The 26,955-nt window shown below is 46.3% G+C and carries 21 protein-coding genes and 3 tRNA genes; 19 read left to right on the top strand and 5 right to left on the bottom strand.

What is annotated here, in order from left to right:
* Positions 1 to 146: 146 nt before the first annotated feature.
* Genes ACR0QE_RS09705 through ACR0QE_RS09690 form a run of 4 tightly spaced genes read left to right on the top strand, consistent with a single transcriptional unit; the run spans position 147 to position 1,917 of the window.
* Entirely contained in the window at positions 147 to 389 is a 243-nt protein-coding gene (locus tag ACR0QE_RS09705) for a hypothetical protein (protein ID WP_432628154.1), read from the top strand.
* A 19-nt stretch (positions 390 to 408) separates the two neighbouring features.
* Positions 409 to 726, top strand: coding sequence for a hypothetical protein (locus tag ACR0QE_RS09700; RefSeq protein ID WP_432628153.1), 318 nt, complete (start codon positions 409 to 411; stop codon positions 724 to 726).
* A gap of 12 nt (positions 727 to 738) precedes the next feature.
* Complete coding sequence (locus tag ACR0QE_RS09695) at positions 739 to 1,068, top strand: hypothetical protein (protein ID WP_432628152.1); 330 nt, start codon at positions 739 to 741, stop codon at positions 1,066 to 1,068.
* Between the two features lie 39 nt (positions 1,069 to 1,107).
* Entirely contained in the window at positions 1,108 to 1,917 is an 810-nt protein-coding gene (locus ACR0QE_RS09690; protein ID WP_432628150.1) for a M15 family metallopeptidase, read from the top strand.
* A gap of 285 nt (positions 1,918 to 2,202) precedes the next feature.
* Here ACR0QE_RS09690 and ACR0QE_RS09685 read toward each other — a convergent pair.
* The 3 genes from ACR0QE_RS09685 to ACR0QE_RS09675 form a co-directional block, all read right to left on the bottom strand.
* Positions 2,203 to 2,275 (bottom strand) — tRNA-Thr (locus tag ACR0QE_RS09685).
* A gap of 35 nt (positions 2,276 to 2,310) precedes the next feature.
* Positions 2,311 to 2,382, bottom strand: a tRNA-Glu gene (locus ACR0QE_RS09680).
* A 68-nt stretch (positions 2,383 to 2,450) separates the two neighbouring features.
* Positions 2,451 to 2,524, bottom strand: a tRNA-Pro gene (locus tag ACR0QE_RS09675).
* A 324-nt stretch (positions 2,525 to 2,848) separates the two neighbouring features.
* Here ACR0QE_RS09675 and ACR0QE_RS09670 point away from each other — a divergent pair.
* The 11 genes from ACR0QE_RS09670 (at position 2,849) to ACR0QE_RS09620 (ending at position 22,467) form a co-directional block, all read left to right on the top strand.
* Complete coding sequence (locus ACR0QE_RS09670; protein WP_432628149.1) at positions 2,849 to 3,373, top strand: flavodoxin family protein; 525 nt, start codon at positions 2,849 to 2,851, stop codon at positions 3,371 to 3,373.
* Between the two features lie 101 nt (positions 3,374 to 3,474).
* Complete coding sequence (locus ACR0QE_RS09665; protein WP_432628148.1) at positions 3,475 to 3,888, top strand: GNAT family N-acetyltransferase; 414 nt, start codon at positions 3,475 to 3,477, stop codon at positions 3,886 to 3,888.
* 128 nt (positions 3,889 to 4,016) lie between these two features.
* Positions 4,017 to 4,568 (top strand): flavin reductase family protein, encoded by a 552-nt coding sequence (locus ACR0QE_RS09660; RefSeq protein WP_432628147.1) that lies wholly within the window; start codon positions 4,017 to 4,019, stop codon positions 4,566 to 4,568.
* A 115-nt stretch (positions 4,569 to 4,683) separates the two neighbouring features.
* Positions 4,684 to 8,052 carry a hybrid sensor histidine kinase/response regulator gene (locus tag ACR0QE_RS09655; RefSeq protein WP_432628146.1) on the top strand — a complete coding sequence of 1,123 codons (3,369 nt, stop codon included), beginning with the start codon at positions 4,684 to 4,686 and terminating at the stop codon, positions 8,050 to 8,052.
* A 331-nt stretch (positions 8,053 to 8,383) separates the two neighbouring features.
* On the top strand, positions 8,384 to 12,025 hold the full coding sequence (locus ACR0QE_RS09650) for an AMP-binding protein (protein ID WP_432628145.1): 3,642 nt from the start codon (positions 8,384 to 8,386) through the stop codon (positions 12,023 to 12,025).
* A gap of 322 nt (positions 12,026 to 12,347) precedes the next feature.
* Complete coding sequence (locus ACR0QE_RS09645) at positions 12,348 to 14,267, top strand: DNA gyrase/topoisomerase IV subunit B (protein ID WP_432628144.1); 1,920 nt, start codon at positions 12,348 to 12,350, stop codon at positions 14,265 to 14,267.
* A gap of 73 nt (positions 14,268 to 14,340) precedes the next feature.
* Positions 14,341 to 16,575 carry a DNA gyrase/topoisomerase IV subunit A gene (locus ACR0QE_RS09640; RefSeq protein WP_432628143.1) on the top strand — a complete coding sequence of 745 codons (2,235 nt, stop codon included), beginning with the start codon at positions 14,341 to 14,343 and terminating at the stop codon, positions 16,573 to 16,575.
* Between the two features lie 113 nt (positions 16,576 to 16,688).
* Complete coding sequence (locus tag ACR0QE_RS09635) at positions 16,689 to 18,416, top strand: DUF3298 domain-containing protein (RefSeq protein WP_432628142.1); 1,728 nt, start codon at positions 16,689 to 16,691, stop codon at positions 18,414 to 18,416.
* A 205-nt stretch (positions 18,417 to 18,621) separates the two neighbouring features.
* Positions 18,622 to 19,707: an aspartate-semialdehyde dehydrogenase gene (gene asd, locus ACR0QE_RS09630; protein ID WP_432628141.1), complete on the top strand. Its 1,086-nt coding sequence runs from the start codon at positions 18,622 to 18,624 to the stop codon at positions 19,705 to 19,707.
* Between the two features lie 314 nt (positions 19,708 to 20,021).
* Positions 20,022 to 21,092, top strand: coding sequence for an aldose epimerase family protein (locus tag ACR0QE_RS09625; RefSeq protein ID WP_432628140.1), 1,071 nt, complete (start codon positions 20,022 to 20,024; stop codon positions 21,090 to 21,092).
* 115 nt (positions 21,093 to 21,207) lie between these two features.
* On the top strand, positions 21,208 to 22,467 hold the full coding sequence (locus ACR0QE_RS09620; RefSeq protein WP_432628139.1) for an Nramp family divalent metal transporter: 1,260 nt from the start codon (positions 21,208 to 21,210) through the stop codon (positions 22,465 to 22,467).
* Positions 22,468 to 22,598: 131 nt separating this feature from the next.
* Here ACR0QE_RS09620 and ACR0QE_RS09615 read toward each other — a convergent pair whose 3' ends face one another.
* A complete protein-coding gene (locus ACR0QE_RS09615) occupies positions 22,599 to 22,805 on the bottom strand; it encodes a small, acid-soluble spore protein, alpha/beta type (protein ID WP_177976774.1) in 207 nt (68 codons plus the stop codon).
* Between the two features lie 286 nt (positions 22,806 to 23,091).
* On the opposite strand from ACR0QE_RS09615, the gene rsmD reads away from it, so the two are divergent.
* The 3 genes from rsmD to ACR0QE_RS09600 are packed head-to-tail and all read left to right on the top strand — an operon-like array spanning position 23,092 to position 24,801.
* On the top strand, positions 23,092 to 23,646 hold the full coding sequence (rsmD, locus tag ACR0QE_RS09610) for a 16S rRNA (guanine(966)-N(2))-methyltransferase RsmD (RefSeq protein WP_432628156.1): 555 nt from the start codon (positions 23,092 to 23,094) through the stop codon (positions 23,644 to 23,646).
* Between the two features lies 1 nt (position 23,647).
* Positions 23,648 to 24,151 carry a pantetheine-phosphate adenylyltransferase gene (coaD, locus tag ACR0QE_RS09605; RefSeq protein ID WP_432628138.1) on the top strand — a complete coding sequence of 168 codons (504 nt, stop codon included), beginning with the start codon at positions 23,648 to 23,650 and terminating at the stop codon, positions 24,149 to 24,151.
* 29 nt (positions 24,152 to 24,180) lie between these two features.
* Entirely contained in the window at positions 24,181 to 24,801 is a 621-nt protein-coding gene (locus ACR0QE_RS09600) for a vacuolar family H+-ATPase subunit H (RefSeq protein ID WP_432628155.1), read from the top strand.
* Here the strand turns inward: ACR0QE_RS09600 and ACR0QE_RS09595 are convergent.
* Positions 24,686 to 25,699: a nucleoside recognition protein gene (locus ACR0QE_RS09595; protein WP_432628137.1), complete on the bottom strand. Its 1,014-nt coding sequence runs from the start codon at positions 25,697 to 25,699 to the stop codon at positions 24,686 to 24,688. The two genes, ACR0QE_RS09600 and ACR0QE_RS09595, sit on opposite strands and share 116 nt — an antisense overlap.
* Positions 25,700 to 25,861: 162 nt before the next feature.
* Between ACR0QE_RS09595 and ACR0QE_RS09590 the strand changes: the two genes are divergently transcribed.
* A partial coding sequence (locus ACR0QE_RS09590) for an RsmB/NOP family class I SAM-dependent RNA methyltransferase (protein WP_432628136.1) occupies positions 25,862 to 26,955 on the top strand: 1,094 nt, incomplete at its 3' end.

The raw sequence follows: 26,955 nt of genomic DNA, 5'->3' as shown, positions 1-26,955 counted from the left end.
GTCTATCAGGAACCGTCAGACATGATAGTTATTACGGATAACATCTGATGAAGGTAGAATTCCTTCTTCTGTTATCTGATTTATAGAAACTTATTAACCAAGTAGTCTTGATTGACTACACCATTATTATACTAGGAGAAACTACTATGGAAAACAAAAACGAAAAGTTACACAGAAATTGCGAGACACATGATGCAGAGCACTGCGATATCAACGATCATGACAACCTGAATCCGGAATTTGATGACTGCGGTCATCGTGTCGGCGGAGATGGTCCGGACGTGCATCGCGATCCAAATAAGTATTCTTCAGGCTTGGATATGAGTGTTCGTCCGAAGAGCGCGAATAAGGATCAGCATCCGGAGCAAGGACCGGCACACAAAAAATAATGCGGAAAAGAGACAGAAAATGGATGAAGCAGTAAAGGCAGAGCTGGAAAGGCTCCGTGATGAGGACAAGCGTCAGAATCACCGAATCGATGAGCTAGAAAAGATTAGTGCTACGATTCAGGAGCTGGCAATCTCCGTGCACACCCTTGCGCATGACATGGCGGGGATGCTGGCGGAGCAGAAGGAGCAGGGCAATCGGTGGGATGCGCTGGAATCGGCGCCGGGTAAAAAATGGAACAATGCAATGAACAAGATCGTGGATACCATTATTGGTGCTGTGGTGGGCGCAATGATGACAGGAGTGATCGTTGCGGTTGCCCAGCAGTATATCAGATAGGAGAGTAGAAAAATGGATGTAAATGCAATTATGCAGTATGTAATGTATGCTCTGGCGTTGGTCGGAGTAATGGCATGTGTAGTTTCTGTAATTACGCAGGTTGTGAAGTCATGGCCGGGTCTGGAGAACCTGCCGACGGCGATGGTGGTGATTGTTTTGTCGCTGGTACTCTGCCCGTTGGCATATGCATTTTGGACATGGTACAGTCACAATTCTTTTGAGTTACCTCTGGCGGGATTGTGCATTATTGTGGGTTTTTTTGTAGCACTTGTGGCAATGGACGGCTGGGAGAGAGTGTCGGAGATCTGGCAGAGGACAAAATATAGTAATAGGAATGAATAAGATTTGAGGGAGCAGGAAGAACGTCTGCTCCTCCTTTAAATGGAGGATAAAACTATGCGAGATATTACATTATGTCATCCACGCCTTCAGCGCATTGCCGATGCTTGGATCAGAGCTTGCGCCGGTGAAGGCATCATTGTAGCAATTAGTGAAACACTTCGTACTGCGGCAGAACAGGACGCTCTTTATGCTCAGGGGAGGACAAAACCCGGTAATATTGTAACCAATGCAAAGGGGAGCAGTTACCGATCTCAGCATCAGTGGGGCATCGCCTTTGACTTTTACTTGAAGATGGACATTGACGGAGACGGTAAAATTTCCGATGATGCCTACAATGACAGCCAAGGGCATTTTCGTCGGGCAGCGGAAATCGGGAAAAAACTGGGACTTGCCTGGGGTGGTGACTGGTCCAGTATTGTAGACAAGCCACATCTGTACTTGTCGGAGTGGGGGAGCACGCCGACCGCGCTGATCCAGAAGTATGGTACCCCTGAAAAGTTTATGGCTACCTGGGTGCCGGAAACAATTAAGACTGGTTGGCAACAGGAAGACGGCGGTTGGCGTTTCTACTACCGGGATGGTAGCGGAAAATATGTGATCAATGCCTGGTACAAAGATGGAAACAAGTGGTATTGGTTCGACGGCGCCGGTATGATGGTCTGCAATGTTTGGTACCGATACAACAATTTCTGGTATTATCTGGGTGATGATGGAGCAATGGAAAAAGGCTTACAGACAATCGGCGGAAAATGGTATTACCTCGATGATGAGGGCAAGATGGCAACGGAACCGATCACCCTCACTCCGGATCAGGACGGGGCTTTGCAGATGCCGGGATTGGCGAAATAGTTTATATTTTCCGAATTGCATATACAAAAGAGATTCGTAATGCTTCGCTTTCCGGTTCCTTAGTGAAATAAAATGAAAGAAAAGAAATGCTTTTGCATAGAAAGAAATGCTCAGAAATGTAGAATCACAACCTTAAAGTTGTGAAAAAAGTCGGCAGTAGTCGCCAAATCGCCGTCAAAAATGCGAAAAGGGTGAGTGTAAAGTAATTTTGTACTTCTTCACTCGCCCTTAAACTTTACCCCAAAACAACAAAAAACCCTTGATTTACAAGGGTTTCTCATCTTAAGCTCCCTGCCGGATTCGAACCGGCGACCTACGCATTACGAATGCGTCGCTCTACCAGCTGAGCCAAGGAAGCAATCCTAAACATCTCGAGTCTCCTCAAAATGTTTATGACCTCGCCGGGAATCGAACCCGGGTTTACGCCGTGAGAGGGCGTCGTCTTAACCGCTTGACCACGAGGCCTTATTTAATTTGTTTAATAACAACTGATCAACCACTTCTAAATTTCTAATAAGAAAGTGAGAAGTGAGTCGAGGCGACAAGATTTGAACTTGCGACCTCTGCGTCCCGAACGCAGCGCTCTACCAAACTGAGCCACGCCTCGTTGTTTCTCTCTGTAACTGTCTCTCGCTTGCTACGTGTGTTAGTATATAATAAATTGTTTTAATTGTCAAGCACAATTTGTAAATTTTTTATTTTTGTTTTTTTGAGGCCATTTTCTACTGATTTTTATTTGAATTTCCGGTTTCACAATACTACTTTCTTTAGATCAGGTTGTTCCGCAGGCAAACAGTAAATATACTGATGAAGATTTTCATTAATTACAACTTGTGTTATAATGATAATCATGAAATAGGATTCATATAGTTACTGAAATCTCAAAAAAAGTTTTTGGACGTAATAGTTTATTTTGGAAAGGAAATCTTTTATGAAAATTGTTGTTTTGAACGGAAGCCCACGAAAAGGTGGTAATACGGAAATTATGGTGCAGGCATTTGCGGATGCTACAAAGAAAACGAATCAGGTTAAAATCCTGAATGTTGCATTGATGAATATTCGAGGTTGTCTGGGGTGTCAGTATTGCTGGACACATCAAGGTGAATGTGTTCAGAAGGATGATATGCAAAATATATTTTCTGAATTAAAGGATGCAGATATGGTTGTATTTGCTTCTCCAATTTATTGGTTTGACATCACAGCACAATTAAAAACAGTAATTGATCGCTTGTATGCAAGTGGAAGTGTGGGATTTCATTTTCAAAAAACTGCGTTGTTGTTAGATGCCGGCGCCGATCATGTCTTTGATGCGGCAGTCGCACAGTACAAAGCGATGACATCCTATCTCAAGTGGGAAGATATGGGAATTATCACCGTGCCTAATATGGTAGAAAAAGGGAGCATGCATACAGCACCGGCATTAGATAAAGTTATTCATCTTGCAAGTTGTTTATAGCTTATGCTGTCTTTAAAGTGTGAAAGGCGTTACAGATAGAAAAAATTAAGAAGAAAAAATTTGAAAGAAGAAGCAGAAAAAGAAAGGGTACAAAGAAGATCATGAATATTTCATATTCAGAGGAAAAAAACTTTACAAAGGATCAAATTCAAGACTTATTTTTATCTGTGAACTGGGTATCCGGAGAATATCCGAATCGATTGTACAAAGCTTTGATGAATTCTTCTACGATTATTACGGCATGGGATAAGGATCGTCTTGTCGGACTGGTTCGTGTATTAGATGACACAGAGATGGTTGCATATGTACATTATGTGTTGGTACATCCGGAGTATCATGGAAATGGGATTGCCGGTCATATGATCGAGATGGTGAAAGAAAAATATAAAAATTATCTTTATCTTGAGGTTATGCCGGAAGAACGGAAAAATGCAGGATTTTATCAAAAACATGGATTTCAGATCATGCAGGATGGAGTTGCCATGCAGATTTGCAATTTTGCAAACAAAAATTAAAAGCATTGCTTATGCTTAGGAAGAAACAGGCGGCACCGAAAGAGGGTGCCGTGATTGACAAACACAGTACGGTACAGTAAAATTGTTATAGAAAAAGCACGTGAAAGAAAATGGAAGGAGAAAAGACAATGAGCAGAGTTGATTTTGGGGCAAAACCGATTTTATATCCGATGCCGGTATTGATTATTGCAACTTATGATGAGAATGGGGTTCCGGATGCAATGAATGCAGCATGGGGATCGATTACGGATATGAATGAGATCTCCATCAGTATGGGAGAGCATAAGACAACAGAAAATATTGCAAAAACGGGCGCTTTTACGGTCAGCATGGCAACGGAGGATACCGTAGTTCCTTGTGATTATGTAGGAATCGAATCTGCAAAGAAGACGCCGGACAAGTTTACCAGAGCGGGGTTCCATGCGGTAAAGAGCTCTCGCGTGAACGCGCCGTTGATCAAAGAGCTTCCGCTGGCATTAGAGTGTAAGGTGAAGAGTTTCGAGGATGGAATTCTGGTCGGTGAAATCGTCAACATCACTGCAGAGGAAAGCATTCTCACCGATGGCAAGATTGATCCGGTAAAACTGAAACCAATCACGTTCGATCCGGTCAACAATACGTATATTGGTCTTGGAAAAGTTATTGGAAAAGCATTTGCAGACGGAAAAAATCTCAAATAAGCCTAATTGCAGATGAAATGCACGAAATGCAAATGAAATATTGAGAATTATTAAAGATTGATTATTGAAGTGAAGATTGCATATGGGCAAAGCAAATGCTGAGGGGGAGGCAATCGTGAATATAAGTCAAATTGGGTTGAACAATCAATTTCTGGAGGAAACGGTATTTGCGATTGCCGATGGCTATTGTAGTATCAATCTCACAAAAAATATGATTGCCGGTGCGATGTATCAGATTGTTGATGGGAAAAAGTATAATCTGAATGAACAGCTTGGATTGCCGGAAAATTCAAGTTTTTCAGATGCGGTTCTGGCATGGTCAGAAACGATTCCCAAAGAAGAACGTTTGGATTTTCTCAAAAATTTTGACAGAAAGAGATTGTTAGACGCGTTTGATCGGGGAGTTTCACATATCGTCTTCCACTACTGGACACGCACCGCAACTTATGAGCCGATGCTTGCCGAAAATCACATTGCCATGTTCCGGGACGAGACGACAGGGGACATCATGGCAGTAAATTATGTCCTGGATCGGACAGAAGCATATCGACTGAAAACACAGATTGCCATAAATAATGCGTTGAGCAATGCATATTCGGCCATGTATTTTATTGATATGGAGGAATGCACACTTCAGCAGATTGACTCAAAAGATCCAACTCCCTATAAATATGGAAAAAAGCAGAAGGCAAAAGAAGCCTTGAAAATGCTGACGGACGTGTGGGTGGCAGCTGAATATCGTCCGGTCATAAGGATTTTTGTAGATTTTGACACGATTGACAGGCGTCTGGCGGACAAACCTTCCATTTCCCAGGAATACATTGACTGCAATGGAAACTGGATTCGTTGTGTCCTGATTCCGGTAAAGCGTGATGCGAGCGGAAGAAATCTTCAGATTCTCTGTGCCATTCAGGAGATCAATGATGAAAAAGAAAAATTGGCGACACAGGCAAATTTGATTCAGGCTCTCGTGACTTCATATGAGAATACATATGTCATTAATATGGTTACAGGAGATACAACTTGTTATCGAATGGGGCAGCCGATCAATGAGCGATACGGGAAGAAATTTGCCGTTGGCGATTACGAGAAAAACTTTCAGCTGTATATCGAAAATGATGTTTTTGAAGAAGATCGGTATCTTTTTGAAAAAATCGACAGTCTTGCGAAGTTGAAAAAATTATTTTCTGATAAAGACACGTATTCTTTTACCTATCGGGTTTCACGAAATAAAGAAATCAAATACTATCAATGTCAGCTTGTCATGCCCACGTCCAATCAAAATGAAATCCAGAATGAGATCATCATTGCATTTAAAGACGTGGACGATGAAAAAAGACAGGAATTTGAACAACAGCGCAAACTTGAGGAGGCACTGGCGAAAGTCGAGGAGATGAATACTGCTCTCCAGGAAGAAATGGCAATTTCGGAAGCGCTCAGTCAGGAGTACCACAGTCTTTTTAAAATCGATGATGCAAGCGGGAAAATGTCGATTTACCGGACAGATGGTCTTGGAATGAACAAGAAAGTGATTGAGGAGATCATAAAATCCGGCAGTTATGAGGGAGATATTCTCGATCGCTATATCGATAATTTTATCGTGCCGAAAGACAGAAAACGCGTTCGTGAATCCACAAAGCTGTCTGTATTGCGAAAAAAAGTGCCGGACAAAGGATTGTTTAAAATCGGTTTTCGGAGGATTCTGAATGGTGTTTACTCGTATTATGAGATAAATGTTGTTAAAATTACGGATAAAAACGGTGCTATCACATTTATTTTGGGAATGCGGGATGTCAATGATGAGATGAATTTCCGTCTGCGTCAGGAAAAGAAGATGGAGCTGCAAAAAGAAGTGATTGAGGGACTTGCAGCCGAGTATTTTTCTGTACTCCTTGTCAATGCGGATTCTGACACCGTTGAGATTGTCCGGGAAGATGACAAGATGGGACAGGGTATTGTGAAGGAAAACTATGACGGTGAGAGCTGTTGGTCCTGCATGATTGCCCGCTATGCAACAGAACTGGTTTCGGATTCAAGCCGTGATGAGTTTATCAAAAAGCTCTCCCCGGAATACATCCGTTCACAGAAGACGGATTATTCTTTTATCTATGACACATATGATCCGACTGAGAGGAAAGGTACGGGGGCAGGCCATGAGCCGATCTTTTATCAGGCGCGAGTATCTTTTGTAAATAAAACGGATAATACCATCGTTGTTGTGGCAACGCGAAATGTAGATGACATCATAAAAAAAGAACGCTTACAGGAAAAAGCGCTTCAGGAGGCGTATGTTGCAGCGGAGGCAGCGAATAAGGCAAAGTCAGATTTTCTTTTTAATATGTCCCATGACATCCGGACACCGATGAATGCAATTATCGGATTTACCGAGCTGCTTGACCAGCATTTGGATGACCGCGAGAAGGCGCAAAATTATATAAAAAAGATAAAAACATCGAATGAGTTTCTTTTATCACTTCTCAATAATGTGCTCGAGATGGCAAGGATTGAGCGGGGAAAAGAAAGATTAGATGAGACAGAGATCAATGTGTATGAGTTCTGCCAGAAAATCTTTGCAGTTTTCCATGCACAGATGAAAGAAAAGAAAATTGATTTCTTTTATTCCATCCAGATTGAACACCCGAATATCTTTCTGGATCAGACAAAAATGAGAGAAATTTTGCTGAATATCCTGAGCAATGCACTGAAATACACACCGGAAAACGGAAGTGTGACGCTGAAAATCACGGAACTTTTTCCGGGTCTTGCCTTGGGTGCTTCAAATCACGTCGTTTATCAGACTGTGATCGAGGACACGGGAATCGGAATGTCGGAAAACTTTCTTCCACATATTTTTGAAGATTTTTCGAGAGAACATTCCAGCACAGAGAGCGGAATTTCAGGAACGGGACTTGGCACAGCGATCGTAAAGAAACTCGTCGAGTTGATGCAGGGAAATATTGATGTGGAGAGTAAACTCGGAGTGGGAACAAAATTCACTTTGACGATTCCGCATCGGATTGCAGAGAGAACGCAGGAAGATTTTGAAAAATCAGAAGAGTGGTCAGAGGAGAGTACAGGCGCATATCCTACTGAAGCTTTTAAGGGAAAACGAATTCTCTTAGCGGAGGATAATGAGTTGAATGCAGAAATTGCAATCACGATTTTAAGGGAAGCCGGATTTCAGATGGAACATGCGGAGGATGGAATCATCTGCGTGGACATGGTGGAAAAAGCTTCCGGTGATTATTATGATCTCATCCTCATGGATATTCAGATGCCAAACATGAACGGTTATGAAGCTGCCCAGGCAATTCGCAGTCTGCCGGATAAGAAAAAAGCAAATATCCCGATCATTGCAATGACTGCAAACGCATTTGAAGAAGATCGGAAAACAGCTTTTGCGATGGGAATGAATGGTCATATTGCAAAGCCGATCGCAGTGAAGACTTTGTTAGAACAGCTGACTAAAATTGTAAAACCATAAAACCGTAAATTCACAAAACTACAAATTCGCAAAACCATAAATTCATAAAGCTGTAAAACAACAAAAGCAAAGACATAAAAGCAAAGACATAAAAGCAAAGACATAAAAGCGAAACAATAAAAGAAACAAAGAAGAGGCACAGGGTACAGGGAACCATGCGGAATAAATGGAATCCTGTGCCTTTTCGCAAAACGCCCAAAAAATAACAAAAAATGACATTTTTTTATAAAAATCAAACAAAGCTTTGGTCAGAAAATGTTTACATATTCCCGATGACGTGTTATATTTGAGACAGATCTTATAAATGTGTCTCATTTTTAGGGGAGGGAATATGATTACTTATCAAGATGTCAAAACGGTTTATGATCTGGTGCAGAATGCAGGGCGTGAACACGGAGATCGTGTGTTTCTGAGGTATGAGGAAAACGAAAATGTATTTGATGTGACGTATCGCCAGTTCGCTGAAGACTGTGATGCGATCGCAGCGTGGGCGCGGGAAATGAGGGAAAAAGTCGGTCACAAGCTCAAAGTAGGACTTCTCGGAATCAGTAGCTACCATTACCTTGCCGTGCTTCTGGGCGTGATGTCCGGCGGTGACACGGGAATTCCGCTTGATGTCCAGATGAATGCGGAAAAACTGGCAGATTGTCTCAATCGCTCGGATGTGGATGTGCTGTTTTATGACTGGGAATTCCATCCGATCACCGATGATGTCCGCCCAAGTTGTCCAAAAGTGGCAGAGTACATTTCCCTGCAACACGGAAAACATGTGCCGTGTTCGGATCAGATTCTCCGGAAATACGCGGGACAGAAGGTTCCATCCGATGCCAGAGAGGATGAGTGTGCGATGATTCTCTTTACGTCCGGAACAACCGGACGGGGAAAAGGAGTTATGCTCTCAAACGGCAATCTGATGGATAATACCTTCTGCACAGATGACTTACAACATCCGGAAAATGAAGTCTATCTGAATGTCCTGCCGATCCACCATGTGTTCTGTTTAAACGGAGATGTTTTTACGGTGATGCGCTATGGCGGGGTTCTGTGTCTGAACCGGGATATGAAGAAACTGGCCGAGCATATTTTGCTGTTTGAGCCGACTGCCATGCGTCTGGTGCCGATGATGGCAAAGACGCTCTACAACCGAATCGCCATTTTAAGCCGCCAGAAACCGGAAATTCCGATCAGAAAAATCAAGGAACAGATCCTCGGAAGACGCCTCCATAAGATCATCAGCGGCGGCGGTTATCTCGCCCCTGATCTCGCAGCCAACTACCAGAGACTGGGAATCTTGATTGCGCAGGGATATGGAATGTCTGAGTGTTCCCCCAAAATTTCTTCTCCAGACTGGTCACGTCCGGATAAAGTGTCCTCGGTCGGACGAATTGTGGACCGCTGCCAGGTCCGCATCGTCGACGGCGAAATTCAGGTCAAAAGCCCTTCTGTGATGATGGGATACTACAAGGAACCAGAGAAGACTGCCGAGGCGATCACGGAGGATGGCTGGCTGCGCACAGGAGATATCGGTCATGTGGATGAGGAGGGCTTTCTGTATCTGACCGGAAGAAAGAAAAATCTCATCATCCTCAGCAATGGAGAAAACGTCGCACCGGAAGAAATAGAAAATATGTTTGAGGACGATCGCCTGATTGAAGATATCCTGGTATACGGGGCAGACGACATGATCTGTGCGGAGGTTTATCCAAATTTTAAATATGCGGAAGTTGCCAGCATCACCGATATTGAGAAGACCGTGTCCGCAATCGTGAAAAAACACAATGAGGAATTGCCGACATTCAAGCGCATTATGCGCTGTACAATCCGTGAGACGCCATTTGCAAAGACCTCTTCTAAGAAGATCATCCGCAACCAGTATTTCGAGGGAAAGAAGCAGGAAAAAGCAAAAGAGCAGGAACTTCGCATGCCGGAGACAGAGTGCCAGAAACAGATTTATGAGTGCGTGGCAGGAGTTCTCGGCCACAAGAAATTTGGAATTGACACGCCGCTCTATGAGGCAGGACTTGACTCTCTCGGCAGCGTCCTTCTCCTGACAGATCTCTACAAAGCCATTCATCTCTCGATGACGCTTGACGATCTTGTAAAACATGACTCTGTCTTAAAACTGGAAAAACTTTTAACTTCAGAAAATGAGAACCATCAGGTAGATTACACCGTCCGTCCGGTTTATCCGCTCACTAATCTTCAGCTGTATTTTGCCTATGTCATGCGGGGAAATACGACGGCAAACCTGCCGTTTCTCTATAAACTGGATGAGAGAGTTGATCTGCGGAGACTGAAATTTGCGGTGGAGTGGCTGTTTGAAATTCATCCGGAACTCAAGGCGGTTATTCAGATGGCAGAGGGCAGATATCAGATTTTCCGTGACGACAAGCGAAAAATTGAGATCCCGATTACCCAGTTAAGCGAGGAACAGTGGGAGAAGACCCGGCAGAATCTTCTTTATCCGTATCTGTACGGAGAAGGAGAGAATCTCTATCACATCGGCATTTACCAGACGGACGTCGGAAATTATTTCTTCTTTGATATTGCGCATATCATGGGCGATGGAATGACGATGAATGTTCTGTTTGAAGACTTAAACCAGCTCTATCTCGGAAAGGCAGTTGAGCCGGAACATTATACATTCTATGAGTACATTCTGGATGAAAAGGACCGGGATGCGAGAGGACTCCGCACAAAGAATGAAGAGTATTTCCAGAATTTAATGAAGGGATTTAAGATCCGAAAAAGCATTCTGACCAGACCGGACGACTATGATCTCGAACACGGAATTGATGCTGTTATGAGAGGACGCTTCCAGAAACTCAATCGTCATCAGGTGACGGCATTCTGTAAAAAATATGGCGTTTCTGAGAATGTATTTTTCCTCACGGCATATAATCTTGGCATCGGAATCTTCAGCAATGAGGACGATACGGTCTGCTCCTCCATTCACAGCGGAAGAACAGACAGCCGTTGGAACCGTCTCGCAGGCCCGCTGTTTTTGACTTATTACTTCCGCTGCACGCCGGGCATCGACCAGACTGTGCCGGAACTCTTGAAAGCATCCGGAAAACAGATTGTGGACACCATGCGCTGTTACATTTCCAATCTCCACGCAGACGAGATGTTCTTCCAGTATCAGGGCGATATCTTAAACATCGGAACAATCGGCGGCTATCCGGCAAAACGGGAAAAAATGCAGCTCGATGCGCTTCCGTTTCATTTACAGGTATTTACGGATGACAAGGGCTATTATTATGAACTCCGTTACTGGGAGAACCGCTTTGACCGGGCACAACTTGAATGTTTCATGACGGTTATGGAGACTTTGATGGAGGCGATGCAGGAAGAAACGCTGGTGCGCCGTCTGAAACGCCATCTTCCGGACAAGCTCTTCCCGCTGCATTACACACTGACGGCAGACCAGTTAAATCACGCGGTTCAGTGCCAGCTTTTAAGAAATGTCGATGGCAAAGAACCAATCAAAGTTTATGTATTTGACAAGAATTGCAGAAAGAAACCGTTCGGAGCCTGGGGCGAACTCTATGTGATGGATCACGAGCCGGAGATCTGGACAGACCGGATCACAAATCCTTATGGCCCGGGAATGCTGTATCAGACCGGTTACACGGCAAGAATTCTTCCAGACGGATCCCTTGACCTTCTGGAAAACGGAGGACGCACAATTCTTCAGGAAGGTCTGACCGGACGTCATTTCCTTGACCTGGACAAGTTGGAACGCACTCTTGGCAATTTCCCGGGAATCGACCATGCAGATGCCTATGTGCGCTATGCAGAAGGAAATAAACTGGTTCTGACAGCAGAGGTCACAAAAGCAACGCCGGAGACGGGATTTGAACCTTTGGAATTTGATGCTCAGAAAATCCGGGAATACCTTGAAAAACACTGTGAGAAAGCATTGATTCCGGCAGAAATCCGAATCATCGAAATTTCCGGAAAAAACACTTGAAACCTTTTCCAAAATGATCTATAATACGCATATCGAACATTTGTTTGTTACTTGCGTTTTTCAAGAAATTCTGTGATAATATGTCTCAGCGCCCGCACATGGAAGGTGTGCGGGCATCTGTTTCTCATTTTATTTATAACATTATAATTATATGATAACGTATTCTTATACGATTATTCTATTTGTGATAACGTTATGATAACGCAAAAAACAAAAGAAGAGCAGGGCGGCAATACATGGTAACACTGGTAACACATGGTTATACATGATTCCGGCCGAATGGATGGTGAGAGAAGCAGAAGAACAATGGAGGGAAAGATTCATGGCAAAGACACAATACAATGCAGACAGCATCACCGTACTCGAAGGACTTGAAGCGGTCCGCAAACGCCCGGGTATGTACATCGGCGGCGTCGGCAACAAGGGACTGAATCACCTGATTTACGAGATCGTGGACAATGCGGTGGACGAGCATCTTGCGGGTTACTGTGATAAGATCTGGGTGACGCTGGAGGCGGACGGCTCCTGTACCGTCAAGGATTCCGGCCGAGGAATCCCTGTTGAGATGCACAAAAAGGGAGTCTCCGCGGAGCGAGTAGTATTTACGACACTCCACGCCGGCGGAAAATTTGACAATGCGGCGTACAAGACAAGCGGAGGACTCCACGGTGTCGGATCTTCCGTCGTAAATGCATTGTCTGCCCATATGGATGTCAAAGTTTATAAGAACGGACAGATTCACCATGACGCTTACGAGAGAGGAATTCCGACGGTTGAGCTCGTGGATGGTCTTCTTCCTGTGCTTGGGAAGACAAGAGCAACCGGAACAGAGATCAATTTTCTTCCGGACGGGGAGATCTTTGAGAAGACACGTTTTAAGGCAGACTGGCTCAAGAGCCGTCTGCATGAGACGGCCTACTTAAATCCCAAGCTGACGATTTTCTACGAGAATAAGCGTCAGGGAGAGGAAGAGAGCCTTATCTACCATGAGCCGGAGGGAATCATTGCCTATGTCAAGGAAGTGAATAAAGGCAAGACACCGATCCACGAACCGATCTACTTTAAGAGTGAGACGGATGGAATTGAAGCAGAGATTGCCTTCCAGTTTGTGGATGCGTTTGAGGAGAATATCCTTGGTTTCTGCAACAATATTTTCACACAGGAAGGCGGCACTCACTTAGTCGGATTCAAGACCCGTTTCACGCAGCTGATCAATTCCTATGCGAAGGAACTCGGAATCCTGAAAGAGAAAGACCCGAACTTTACCGGTGCGGACACCAGAAACGGAATGACTGCGATCGTGGCAATCAAACATCCGGATCCGATCTTTGAGGGTCAGACGAAGACGAAGCTTGCGAGTGCAGATGCGACAAAGGCAGTCTTTTCGATTACCGGAGACAAACTTCAGCATTATTTTGACCGAAATGTTGAGACGCTGAAGGCGATCATCGGATGCGCGGAAAAGTCAGCAAAAATCCGCAAGGCGGAGGAGAAGGCAAAGACAAACATGCTGACAAAGTCCAAGTTTTCCTTTGACAGTAACGGAAAACTGGCAAACTGTGAGAGCAAAGATGCCGAAAAGTGCGAGATCTTCATCGTAGAGGGTGATTCTGCGGGTGGTTCTGCAAAGACCGCAAGAAACCGTCTCTATCAGGCAATTCTTCCGATCCGCGGAAAGATCCTGAACGTGGAGAAGGCATCTATGGATAAAGTCCTTGCAAATGCGGAGATCAAGACGATGATCAATTCGTTTGGCTGCGGCTTCTCCGAGGGATACGGAAATGATTTTGATATCTCCAAACTGCGTTATCACAAGATTATTCTGATGACAGATGCCGATGTGGACGGAAGCCATATCGATACGCTGCTTCTGACGTTTTTGTACCGTTTCATGCCGGAACTGATCTACAACGGCCACGTGTACATCGCGATGCCGCCGCTTTACAAGGTGATTCCGAACCGTGGACAGGAGCAGTATCTGTACGATGACAAAGAGTTAGAGCGCTACAAGAAGAGTCACACCGGAGAGTTCCGCTTACAGCGTTACAAAGGTCTCGGTGAGATGGACCCGGAACAGCTCTGGGAGACCACACTTGACCCGGAGCGGCGTGTGCTCAAACAGGTGGAGATTGAGGATGCGCGGCTGGCATCTGAGGTGACGGAAATGCTGATGGGAAGCGATGTGCCTCCGAGACGCCAGTTCATCCACGATCATGCAGATGAGGCGGAGATTGACGCATAAGCTTAAAAGATATAAGCATAGATGATATAGATGTAATAGACGTAGACGACAATAGACAGGGGAACAAAAAACAATGTCAGAAAAGATTTTGCGAACAGAATATTCTGAAGAAATGCAGCGCAGTTATCTGAATTATTCGATGAGCGTTATTACCGCACGTGCAATTCCGGATGCCAGAGACGGTCTGAAACCGGTACAGAGACGTGTGCTTTACGATATGGGCGAGCTGAAGCTCGGCCACGACAAACCGCACAGAAAGTCTGCGCGAATTGTCGGTGATACAATGGGTAAATACCATCCACACGGAGACAGTTCCATTTATGAGACTCTCGTGGTGATGTCCCAGAATTTCAAAAAGGGAATGGCTCTTGTAGACGGACACGGAAACTTTGGTTCCATCGAGGGCGACGGTGCCGCTGCCATGCGTTACACGGAGGCACGTCTTGAAAAATTTGCGGAGGAAGTCTACTTAAAAGACCTTGACAAGACCGTAAATTTCGTATCCAACTACGATGGTTCCGAGAAAGAGCCGGAAGTTCTTCCGGTTCGCGTGCCGAACCTTCTGATTAACGGTTCCGAGGGAATCGCTGTCGGCATGAGCACAAGCATTCCGCCGCACAACCTCGGCGAGGTGATCGACCTTGTCGAGGCATACATCGACAATCCGGATATGACGACGGAGGAGATGCTTACCTATATGCCGGGACCGGATTTTCCGACAGGGGGTATCATCGCAAACAAGAAGGATCTTGCTGAGATTTATGAGACGGGAACCGGCAAGATCAAACTGCGCGGAAAGATCGATGTGGAACTTGGAAAACGCCGTTCTGACCGCGACCGGATGATCATCACGGAGATTCCTTACACGATGATCGGAGCGGGAATCAACAAGTTTTTGATGGATGTGGCAGATCTCGTCGAGAGCCGGAAACTCACAGACGTTGTGGATATCTCCAACCAGTCGAGCAAAGAGGGTATCCGCATTGTTCTGGATTTGAAGAAGGATGCAGATACCGACCGAATCCGAAACGTGCTCTATAAGAAGACAAAGCTGGAGGACACCTTCGGAGTCAATATGCTGGCAATTGCAAACGGCCGTCCGGAGACGCTGAATCTGCGCGGAATTCTTTCCAATTATCTGCAGTTCCAGTATGAGAATGCGACACACAAGTATCAGGCTCTCCTCGACAAAGAACTGGAGCGAAAAGAGATCCGGGAAGGTCTGATCAAGGCCTGTGACATCATTGATCTGATCATTGCCATTCTGCGCGGTTCGAGAAATCTGCGGGATGCGAAAGCCTGTCTGATGAACGGGGATATCAGTAACATTCACTTCAAGACACCGGGATTTGAGGCGGATGCCAAGCAGCTGCGCTTTACAGAGAAGCAGGCAGCGGCCATTCTCGAGATGCGCCTGTACAAGCTGATTGGTCTTGAGATCATGGCTCTTGAAAAGGAGTACAAGGAATGCCTGAAAAAGATTGCGCAGTACGAAAAGATCTTAAAGAGCCGTGAGACGATGAATGAGGTCATCAAGGAAGATCTGAAAAATATCCGCGCAGAATTTGCGACGGAGCGTCACACAAAGATCGAGGATGGCAAGGAAGCGGTTGTCGAGGAAATTGCACCGGTTGTGCAGGAAGTTGTCTTTATCATGGATCGTTTCGGCTACTGTAAAACGATTGACCGCTCCACTTATGACCGCAATCAGGAGACGATCGAAAATGATTACAAATATGCGATTCCCTGCTTAAGCTCAGATAAGCTGTGTATCTTTACCAATACCGGAAGTCTTCACCAGACGAAACTTTCCGATCTTCCATACGGAAAGATGCGTGACAAGGGAGTCCCGATCGACAATGTGAGCAAGTATGACGGAAGCAGGGAGGAGATTGTCTTTCTCACCGTGACCGGGCGGATGACGGGGCAGCTCCTTCTGTTTGCGACAAAGATGGGAATGCTCAAGCAGGTTCCGGCAGAGGAATTTGTCACAAACAACCGAACAGTCGCTGCGACGAAGCTTCAGGAGGGCGACAGTCTTCTTGATGTCCGGATTGTGGGCACGGAGCAGGAGATTGTGCTCCAGTCTGCGTCTGGAATGTTCCTGCGCTTTATGATCGATGAGATTCCGGTGATGAAGAAGAATTCACGCGGTGTTCGCGGAATCCGCCTCTCTGAGAAGGATGAGTTGGAAGATCTGTATTTTGTCAACCAGGATCCGGTGATCACTTACAAGAAAAAGGAAGTGCATTTAAACCGCCTGAAAATGGCAAAACGCGACGGCAAGGGCAGCAAGGTCCGTCTGTAAAAAAATCTTAATGAAAACGTCAGACCTCCATTTTGAAACCTGTGATATGATGAAACAAAGAAGACAGTGAAATCATCAATTCAGAAATTTATCAGATTGGAGGTCTTTTCTATATGAATGATAGGAATGATACAAGAAAGAAAACATGGATGGCGGTGGCCATCCTGTCAGCAGCGGCCATGGCTGCGGTGAGCGGATGTCAGTCCCGCTCCTCTACCACGTCGTCGCAGACATCGGTTGCAGATGCCAGTCAGGAAGAATCTTCTGGCGATGCCGGTTCGATCAGCATTGCAAATGGTTCCGATTCCTCAAAGGAAACCGAGAACTCGCAGAGACCGTTTGAGAACACGGATCAAAAAACGCTCTGCTTTACCTCCGTCCCCAAGTACCGGTCCGAGTGGAAGGAAGAAAGACAGCTGTTCAACGGCTATGTGGATCAGCTTTATCTAATGGCGGACGGCCATGAGGCGTTAAAGGAAGCTTTAAAAACCTTTAATCAGAATCAGGAGCAGCAGCTTGAGGAGATGTACCAGGACAACAAAGAATTTCTTAACTCCGATCAATTTGAGGACAGCGCTTTATTTTCTTATCAGGTTTCTGTGATTCCCAAGCGGGCGGATGAGCAGATTGTGAGCCTGTCTGTCGAAGAATATGACTATTTAGGCGGTGCGCATCCAAACTCGATGGTAACCAGTTACAACCTCAATCCACAGACCGGAAAGACGTACACCCTTAAAGATCTTGCACAGGACTATGATGGGATTTTTGAGTATGTCAAGAAAAAGCTGAAAGAGGACTACTCGCCGGACATGTTTTTTGAGGGATACGAGGACACGGTAAAGAGCATGTTTTACGGAAACACAGAGACGGCAAAGGATACCGCAGATTCCTTAGGGCTTTCTGACGATGAAATGCTCTCATGGACCGTCGATAAAAACGGTGTGACGATCGTCTTTAACAACTATGATCTGGCGCCTTATGCAGCGGGACGTCAGGTTGTGGAGATTCCATTTAATGAGGAGGGCGCGCTCTTTAAAAAGGAATTTATTCCGGGTACCTCTGATGCTTCATCAAATGCCGCAGATGCTACCGCCTTTGGAAGCGTCCAGCCATTGTACAATGATCAGGAAGTTTCGATTGATCTAAATGGTGACGGCGAGAAGGAGACTCTCACCGTCTCTGCGACGACGGATTTCGAGACCGGACAGACCTCTTTCTTTGCAGAAACCGCGGGGGCTTCTGCTTTTCTCTTTTCGGAAACGGAGGAGCTTACGTCCGATTCCGGAGATATAGGATGTTGGCTGATCCAGACAAGTGACCACCGAAGCTATCTCTATATTGAGACAAAGGAAGAGAATGATTTTCGCAATATCCACGTCTTTGATCTGAGCAAAAAGGGAATCACCTACTGCGGCGTGTCGGAAGATTCCTTTTACGGAAGCGTTATGACAAATCCTGATGACTTCATCCTGTTTAGACGCTCTGATATGCTCAGCACTTACAGCATTTTCCGGCATTACCGGATCGGAGAGGATGGAATGCCACAGCCGCTCTCTGACGATTTTACAGTGTCAGGCACTTACTTAGAGGAAGAGATGGTTCCGACCCTGACGACGAAACGGGAAGTTCCGGTGTGGATTGACGGAAAACAGGAGATGCTTCCTGAGGGAACAGCTCTGAAACTGAAAAAGACGGATGATTCAACCTATGTCGAGGCGGAAAAGAAGGACGGACAGATCTGTCAGATCCGTATTGACCAGGCAGAAGAGGATGTTTATCCTCGAACCATCGACGGAATTTCCGTGGAAGACTGTTTTGACGGAATGCAATATGCCGGATAATCCGCCTGTCACGTGCAAATGTGCATCAGATGCAGAAAATGTCGCTTTGTGACGGACAAATGTATTTTTATCGCGAATAAGGCTTGATTTTTTTACCAATTTGAGATAGGATAGTCAAGAATTGATTCAGCTTCGACGTGGAGGCTCTTAAGGCTCCCCCGGCGCCGTCGCTGCACGAAGAAGGAGAGAAGGAGACTTTACAATTATGGAAAAGAAATTGAGAGTCGGCGTACTTGGCGCCACAGGAATGGTAGGACAGAGATTTATCTCTTTATTGGAGAATCATCCTTGGTATGAGGTAGTAACCGTTGCTGCAAGCCCGCGTTCTGCAGGCAAGACCTACGAGGAGGCAGTAGGCGGACGCTGGAAAATGGACACTCCGATGCCGGAAGGCGTAAAGAAGCTGGTTGTTATGAACGTGAACGAGGTAGAGAAAGTTGCTGCCAGCGTAGATTTCGTATTCAGTGCCGTTGATATGACGAAGGATGAGATCCGCGCCATTGAGGAGGCTTATGCAAAGACTGAGACACCGGTTGTTTCCAACAACAGCGCACATCGCTGGACACCGGATGTTCCGATGGTTGTTCCGGAGATCAACCCGGAGCACTTCAAAGTGATTGAGTTCCAGAAGAAGCGTCTGGGAACCAAGCGCGGTTTCATCGCAGTAAAGCCGAACTGCTCGATCCAGAGCTACGCTCCGGTACTGACTGCATGGAAAGAGTTTGAGCCGTATGAGGTTGTCGCTACGACTTATCAGGCAATTTCCGGTGCCGGAAAGACCTTCAAGGACTGGCCGGAGATGGTTGGCAACATCATCCCGTATATCGGTGGTGAGGAAGAGAAGAGTGAGCAGGAGCCGCTTAGAATCTGGGGTAAGATCGAGGACGGCGTGATTGTAAAGGCTCAGGAACCGAAGATCACCTGCCAGTGCATCCGTGTTCCGGTTCTGAACGGACATACCGCTGCCGTATTTGTAAAGTTCAGAAAGAACCCGACCAAGGAGCAGCTGATCGAGAAGCTCGTAAACTTCAGCGGACTTCCGCAGGAGCTGAAACTTCCGAGCGCACCGGCACAGTTTATCCAGTACCTTGAGGAGGACAACCGTCCGCAGGTATCTCTGGATGTGAACTTCGAGCACGGCATGGGAATCTCTGTTGGCCGTCTGAGAGAGGACAGCGTATATGACTGGAAGTTTGTAGGTCTGTCCCACAACACCGTTCGCGGTGCAGCAGGCGGAGCTGTTCTGTGCGCAGAGCTTCTGACCGCTCAGGGTTACATCGCTGCAAAATAAAAACAGGTGTAAGAAGCGCCGGTTACATAGAAAAGCGTAAAAAGGCATAGATAAAGGCATAGATATATGAGACTTAAAGACTAAAAAAGATTAGACAATAAGTCCGAATCAGGCCGAAAGAGCAGGAAACGATTGCTCCCGCAGAGATTTGTGGGACGATGGTTTCCTGTTTTTTTGCTTTTTCTGTTATATTTTGATATAATAAGTGCGCTGGCACAAGTTTGCGAGTACGGATGTAAAAGCTTGATACAAAAAGGCACAGGAGCTGAAAAAAGAAAATCAAAAGATCCTTACAGGAGAAAGGCGGATGGAGTATGGCTTGGAAAAAAGAATTATTTGGGGAACTTGAAAACGGGGCACAGGTATATAAGTATACACTGACAAATGAGAATGGCGTATCTGCCGCATTCACGGATCTCGGCGGAATCTGGCTGGAGATGAAGGTACCGGATCGCGATGGAAAGATGGAGGATGTTCTTCTCGGATACGACAGTGTTGACACCTGTCTGCATGAGGGAGGCCATCTCGGTGAGATTGTCGGAAGAAATGCGAACCGAATCGGCGGGGCAACCTTTACGCTCAATGGAATGACCTATGCGCTTGTGATCAATTCCGGATCAAAGAACAACCTGCACAGCGGACCGGATTATTACCGGGATCGTCTCTGGGATGCAGATGTCGAGGAGACCGGTCTTGGAACAAAGATTACCTTCTCCCTGTTCAGCCCGGACGGAGATCAGAATTACCCGGGAAATGCACAGATTGCTGTCAGTTATACCCTGACACCGGATAACAGCATCAAGATCGATTATCAGATGACTGCCGACGAAGACACGATTGCAAACTTCACGAATCATGCATATTTTAACCTGCGAGGACACAAAGCCGTAAGCATTGACGATCAGCAGGTATGGATCGATGCAGACACCTTCACAATCGCGGATGAGGAGTCCATTCCGACAGGAGAATTTGTTCCGGTAGCCGGCACTCCGATGGATTTCACCACAATGAAAGAGATCGGTCGTGACATCAACGCAGACTATGAGCCGTTAAAGCAGGGCAGCGGTTACGATCACAACTGGGCACTCAACCACAAGAAGGGCGAGCTTGCACTGTCTGCAAAGGCATATGATTTAAAGAGCGGACGCACAATGGATGTTTACACCGATCTTCCGGGAATTCAGTTCTATACTGCAAATTTCCTGAATTCTTCTCGCGGAAAAGACGGTGCCGTGTATACGCCGAGAAGTGCATATTGCTTTGAGACCCAGTACTTCCCGGATGCAATCAACAAGCCGCAGTTTGACTCCCCTGTCCTGAGAGTTGGAGAGGAGTATCATACCACAACGATCTATCACTTTGGAACCGACCAGTCCGAGAAATAATCCTGCCTGCGCGTGAAAACCGCTTAACAGTCATAGTTTCTCAGCAGGGCGAAAATCTCTTCTGCATTTTTGATTTTTATGGTAGAATCGGAAATCAGAAAGGAATAGCATAATAATGAAGAAATTAAAGAATTGGCTGGAAGGCGGTATGCACAAGGGACACAACGGCGGACTCGAGATCTTAAACTATATCGGTCCGGGTCTGCTTGTGACAGTTGGCTTTATCGATCCCGGAAACTGGGCTTCCAACGTGGCGGCCGGATCCGATTATGGCTATGCACTTTTGTGGATGGTCACCTTGTCGACAATCATGCTGATTATTTTGCAGCACAATGCCGCTCACCTTGGAATCGTCACGGGACTTTGTATGGCAGAGAGTGCCACAAAATATCTTCCCAAATGGCTCGGAAGACTTGCACTGCTGACCGGAATGGCAGCAACCGCCGCAACGATTCTTGCGGAGATTCTCGGCGGGGCAATCGCACTCTCGATGTTGTTTTCTATTCCTGTAAAACTTGGATCTGTACTGATGACAATCATTTCAATGGGACTGCTTTTGACGAATTCCTACCGAAAACTGGAGCGCTGGATCATCGGCTTCGTCTCGCTGATTGGTCTTGCGTTCCTTGTTGAGATCCTGATGGTTAAAGTTGACTGGCCTGCGGCAGCCCGCGCCTGGGTGGTTCCCTCGGTGCCGACCGGATCGATGCCGGTCATCATGAGCGTGCTCGGTGCCGTCGTGATGCCTCACAATCTGTTTCTTCACTCAGAGGTGATCCAGAGCCGTAAGTGGAATGTGCAGGAGGAGAATGTCATCCGAAAACAGCTCAAATACGAATTTCTCGACACGCTGCTCTCAATGGGAATCGGCTGGGCGATCAACAGTGCGATGCTCATTGTCGCCGCTGCCACGTTCTTTCAGGCCGGAGAAGAAGTGAGTGAGCTGGAACAGGCGGCAGCCATGCTCAAACCCTTGATCGGTCCCGCTGCCTCCGTGATTTTCGCAGTTGCGCTTTTGATGGCGGGAATCAGCTCTTCCGTGACTGCCGGAATGGCGGGAGGAAGCATCACAGCCGGTATTTTTGAGGAACCCTACGACATTCGTGACCGGCACAGCAGAATTGGCATCATTGCGCTGTTTCTTGTATCCCTCGCAATCATCTTTTTTATCAGGGATCCATTTGCGGGACTCGTGTACAGCCAGATGTTTCTGTCGATGCAGCTTCCGATCACGATCATCCTGCTGGTCTATCTGACCTCCTCAAAGAAAGTGATGGGAAAGTTTGCAAACAGCCGGCTGGATCTGTTTCTTCTTGTCCTGATTGGTGCGACAGTCATCGGACTGAATCTCTGTCTTCTGGTTACGGGATTTTAATTAATTTAATTAACTTGAATAACCTGTGAAAGTTCCACGGAAAAGCCCCGGGCATGAATCTGCTCCGGGGTTTTTCACTTTTTCTGATTCTGTTATGATCGACGCTCTCTTAGATGGTTTGTCTTATTTGCTTACTTTCCGGCCATCTGCTTTTCCTGTGCCTCGATCATCTTTTTCACCATATATCCGCCGACAGATCCATTCTGTGCGGAGGTCAGGTTTCCGTTGTAACCGTTTGTCAGCGGGACACCAAGCTCGCCGGCTACTTCCATCTTAAAACGATCCAGTGCCTCTTTTGCCTCCGGTACCTCTGCTCTGTTAGAAGATTTTCCTGCCATAAATATGGCCTCCTTTCCATTCTGCCTGCCACAGAAGCAGGCGAATGGAGATTCTTCTGCTCTGTGACCGGTTTGTGTTTGGTTACGATGTTAGTATGTATCCCAAAGAGAATCTTAACCTAGCATCTTCTGCGTAATTTGTCAAAAACTTGAAAAACCTGAATGTGTTCAAGAATGTGTTCAAAGAAAAAAACAACTTGTGTATTGGAAAATTTCCCTATATAATGATACATGAAAAATTGTCGAAGTGAAGAAATTGAGAGAAGAAATCGAGGAGAAGATAGCAATGCGAGTGATTGCCGGAAGCGCAAGGCGCGTTCCTTTAAAAACTCTGGACGGGATGAATACAAGACCCACACAGGATCGGATCAAGGAAACTCTTTTTAATATGCTCCAATATGACCTGGCAGACTGTACCTTTTTGGATCTGTTTGCCGGAAGCGGCGGAATCGGAATCGAGGCTTTAAGCCGGGGCGCCGGAAAGGCTGTATTTGTGGAACAGAATGCAGATGCCGTACAGATTGTGCGGGAGAACTTAAAGGCGACACGTCTGGAAGATCGCGCGGTTGTGATGCATACAGATGCCCTGACGGCCCTGAAACGTCTGGAAGGAAAATATCGTTTTGACTATATTTTTATGGATCCTCCGTATAACCATGAGCTGGAGCGTCAGATGCTTGAGTATCTGGCGGATTCTGCGCTGATCGATAAGCAGAGCACCATCATCATCGAGGCATCCCTTGAGACTTCCTTTGACTATCTGGAATCTCTGGGATTTGTTCTGGAGAAAAATAAAACATACAAGACAAACAAACATCTGTTTGTCTATCGAGGAGAATGAAATGGCAACAGCAGTTTATCCGGGCAGCTTTGATCCGGTTACCCTTGGACATTTAGACATCATTGAGCGCACCGCGAAGATGATGGATCATGTGATCATTGGAGTTTTGCAGAATAATTCAAAAACTCCGTTGTTTTCTGTTGAGGAACGTGTTAATATGTTAAGGAGTGTAACTTCCCATCTGGACAATGTGGAAGTGATGTCATTTGACGGGCTTCTTGTTGATTTCGTCCATCAGAATCACGCAAATGTGATTGTCAGAGGCCTCAGAGCGATTACTGATTTTGAGTATGAGCTTCAGATGGCACAGACGAACCGGGTCATCGCCGGAGATATTGATACGATCTTTTTGACAACCAATCTGAAATATTCCTATTTGAGCTCTAGCATTGTGAAGGAGATTGCCGGATACGGCGGCGATATTGACGCCTTCCTCCATCCGATCGTGGCAGAGCGGACAAGGGAAAAAATCAGAGAGCGGATGACTGCGGTTAAGCATCAATAGCAAGATACGGTACGGTAAGGAGATAATTTATCATGAGCAGAATTGAACAGTTAATCGGAGAAATTGAAGAATATATTGACAGCTGTAAGTTTCAGCCGCTGTCGAGCACGAAGATTCTGGTAAATAAGGAAGAGTTGGAAGAACTTTTAGTAGAACTGCGTCTTCGCATTCCGGATGAGATCAAGCAGTATCAGAAGATCATCAGCAATCAGGAGGCAATCATCAACGAGGCCCACACCCAGGCAAATGCAATCCTTGCAGATGCAACCGCCCAGACGAATGAGCTGGTAAATGAACACGAGATTATGCAGAAGGCTTATGCAGAGGCAAATCGTGTCGTAGAAGAAGCTCAGCAGCAGGCACAGGCAATCGTGGACAGTGCAGCCGCAGATGCAAACAGCATCCGTCAGGGCGCAATCGACTACACCGATGATATGCTCAGAAGCCTTCAGACCATTATGAGTCATACTATGGAAGAGTCCAGAAGACATCTTGAGGCATTCAATGCTTCTTTACAGTCCACCTATGACATCGTTACGGCAAACCGCAACGAGCTTTCAGCCGGTGTATCCAATACCGCTGCTTTGGAAGAGCAGACACAGGCAGCAGCACCTGCTCCGGTTCAGGAAGCAGCCAAAGAAGAAAAATAAGAGTTCCCGTTGCGAGCAAGGCATGAACTGCCTTCCACAGGATATAATGCCGGATGGATAATCCGGCATTTTTTTGCTTAATGACACTTCTTGTCTGAAAAATCCCTGACCCGCCACCGAATGCCACGCAAAAGAGGACGAGGGGCAGACAGAGCTTTCGGCTGCCGGAAAATGCCAGGCAGATTAACGGGACTCCGGTTGTGATTTCAGCCAGTCCGCCAAGGACTGCTTTTGCTGACGGGGAAAGTCCCGGGATGATCTGAATCCATCGGGCAAGAATGGAAAAGAGCATGATCCACCCGCCGATCAGAACCATCGTGTGTGCAGTGGAAAAGATCGCTTCCTCGAGGGAAGATTTCGTTTCGTTTTGCAAAGGATGGGACTGCTGAAACTTCCCGGAATCTTCTTTTAAGCCATAAAGGATCCCGGCAGACGGTGCAAGAAGGAGGATCGGAAGATAGAGACAGAGCGGAATCAGCCAGCAAAGGGAAGCTGGAAGATTTAGTTGTCGGTTCACAAATCCGAGCAGAAACATCGGGCTTGGATGGTTTGAGACGGCGAGCAGACATCTCGCTTCCGCGAGGGAGAGCTCTCCGCTTTTTCGTTTTTCCGCGCAGAGCTTTGCACCGAGCGGATAACCGCAGAGAAGCCCGCAAAAAAGCACATAGGTACCCGTCCTTGAAAATCCAAATATCCGGTGGACAAGCGGATAAAATGGATAGATCAGCCATTTCTCGGCTCCGAGGGCGGACAGCATCCGGGTACAGATCATAAAAGGGGCAAGTGTCGGGAGAACCACATTGAACCAGAGAAGAAGTCCGGCGGAGGCTCCCTCGACAGCGAGCGCAGGAAATGCAAGCAGAAGACCGAGAATCAGGATAGACAGACAGGATAACATGTTACATTCCTCTCTTTATAAAAGTAATCCTACCGATAATTTCACTGGAATAGGATTTTGTGAATGAATTTCTTGATCTTGATAGATAAGATATATGCAGAATGAAACACAAATAGCAAAGTGAATATGGAAGTAATTGGAATAATTGGAGTATAAAAAAGAATGAATTTACCACAGCGTTTTTTAGATGAAATGAGAACTCTCCTGGGAGAGGACTATGATGCGTGGCTGGCTTCCTACGAAGAATCCCCGCATCAGGGGCTGCGCATCAACCGCACAAAGACGAACGCCGATGAATGGGCAAAGATCAATCCCTTCTCCGGCTGTACACCGGTGCCGTGGACGGACAACGGATTTTATTATCCGGACGTTCTGCGCCCTGCCAGACATCCCTATTATTTTGCGGGACTTTACTATCTGCAGGAGCCGAGTGCGATGACACCGGCACAGATTCTTGCACCGAATCCCGGAGAGCGGGTACTCGACCTTTGTGCCGCCCCGGGCGGAAAGAGCACGGAGCTTGGCGCACGTCTTGCCGGAGAGGGTCTTCTCGTCTCGAATGACATCAGCAATTCCCGCGCAAAGGCACTCTTAAAAAATCTGGAATTGTTTGGCATTCCGAACATCTGTGTCGTCAGCGATCCGCCGGAGCGTCTTGCCGACCAGTTTGGAGAGTACTTTGACCGGATTCTTGTCGATGCTCCATGTTCCGGTGAGGGAATGTTCCGGAAAGATCCCGATCTGATCCGCTCCTGGGAAGAGCGGGGACCCGAGGAATATGCACCGATCCAGAAAGAGATCCTCTCCCAGGCAGTCCGAATGCTGAGACCAGGCGGTTTTCTTTTGTATTCCACCTGCACGTTTGCGCGCATCGAGGATGAAGAAGTGATTGACTGGCTGCTTCATGAGTTTCCGGAAATGAGACTCGTTCCGATTCCCCTCTGGGAGGGCGCAGCCTGCGGAATGGACGGTGAGGGAGTTATTCGCCTTTTCCCGCACAAGATCAAGGGAGAAGGACATTTTCTGGCACTGATGCAGAAAGCAGGAGATTCTTCTTCCTGTCCCGATCAGGATTCTATGCTCCAGGAATCTATGGTCCAGACGTCCGGGAAGAAAAAGGGAAAAGACTCTGCGGTGCGAAAAAATCCATATGGGAAAGAAATCAAGCTCATGGAAAAAGAGAGCGATTTTCTCGAGTGGGAAAAGATGTTTGAAAAGTCTTTTGACCGCAGCCGTATGATGATTAAGAATAACTG

The sequence above is a fragment of the Brotaphodocola sp. genome (assembly GCF_050873065.1).
Taxonomy (GTDB): Bacteria; Bacillota; Clostridia; order Lachnospirales; family Lachnospiraceae; genus Brotaphodocola.
The sequence above is the reverse complement of the archived record's forward strand: the minus strand, read 5'-3'. Positions and strand labels throughout refer to the sequence as shown.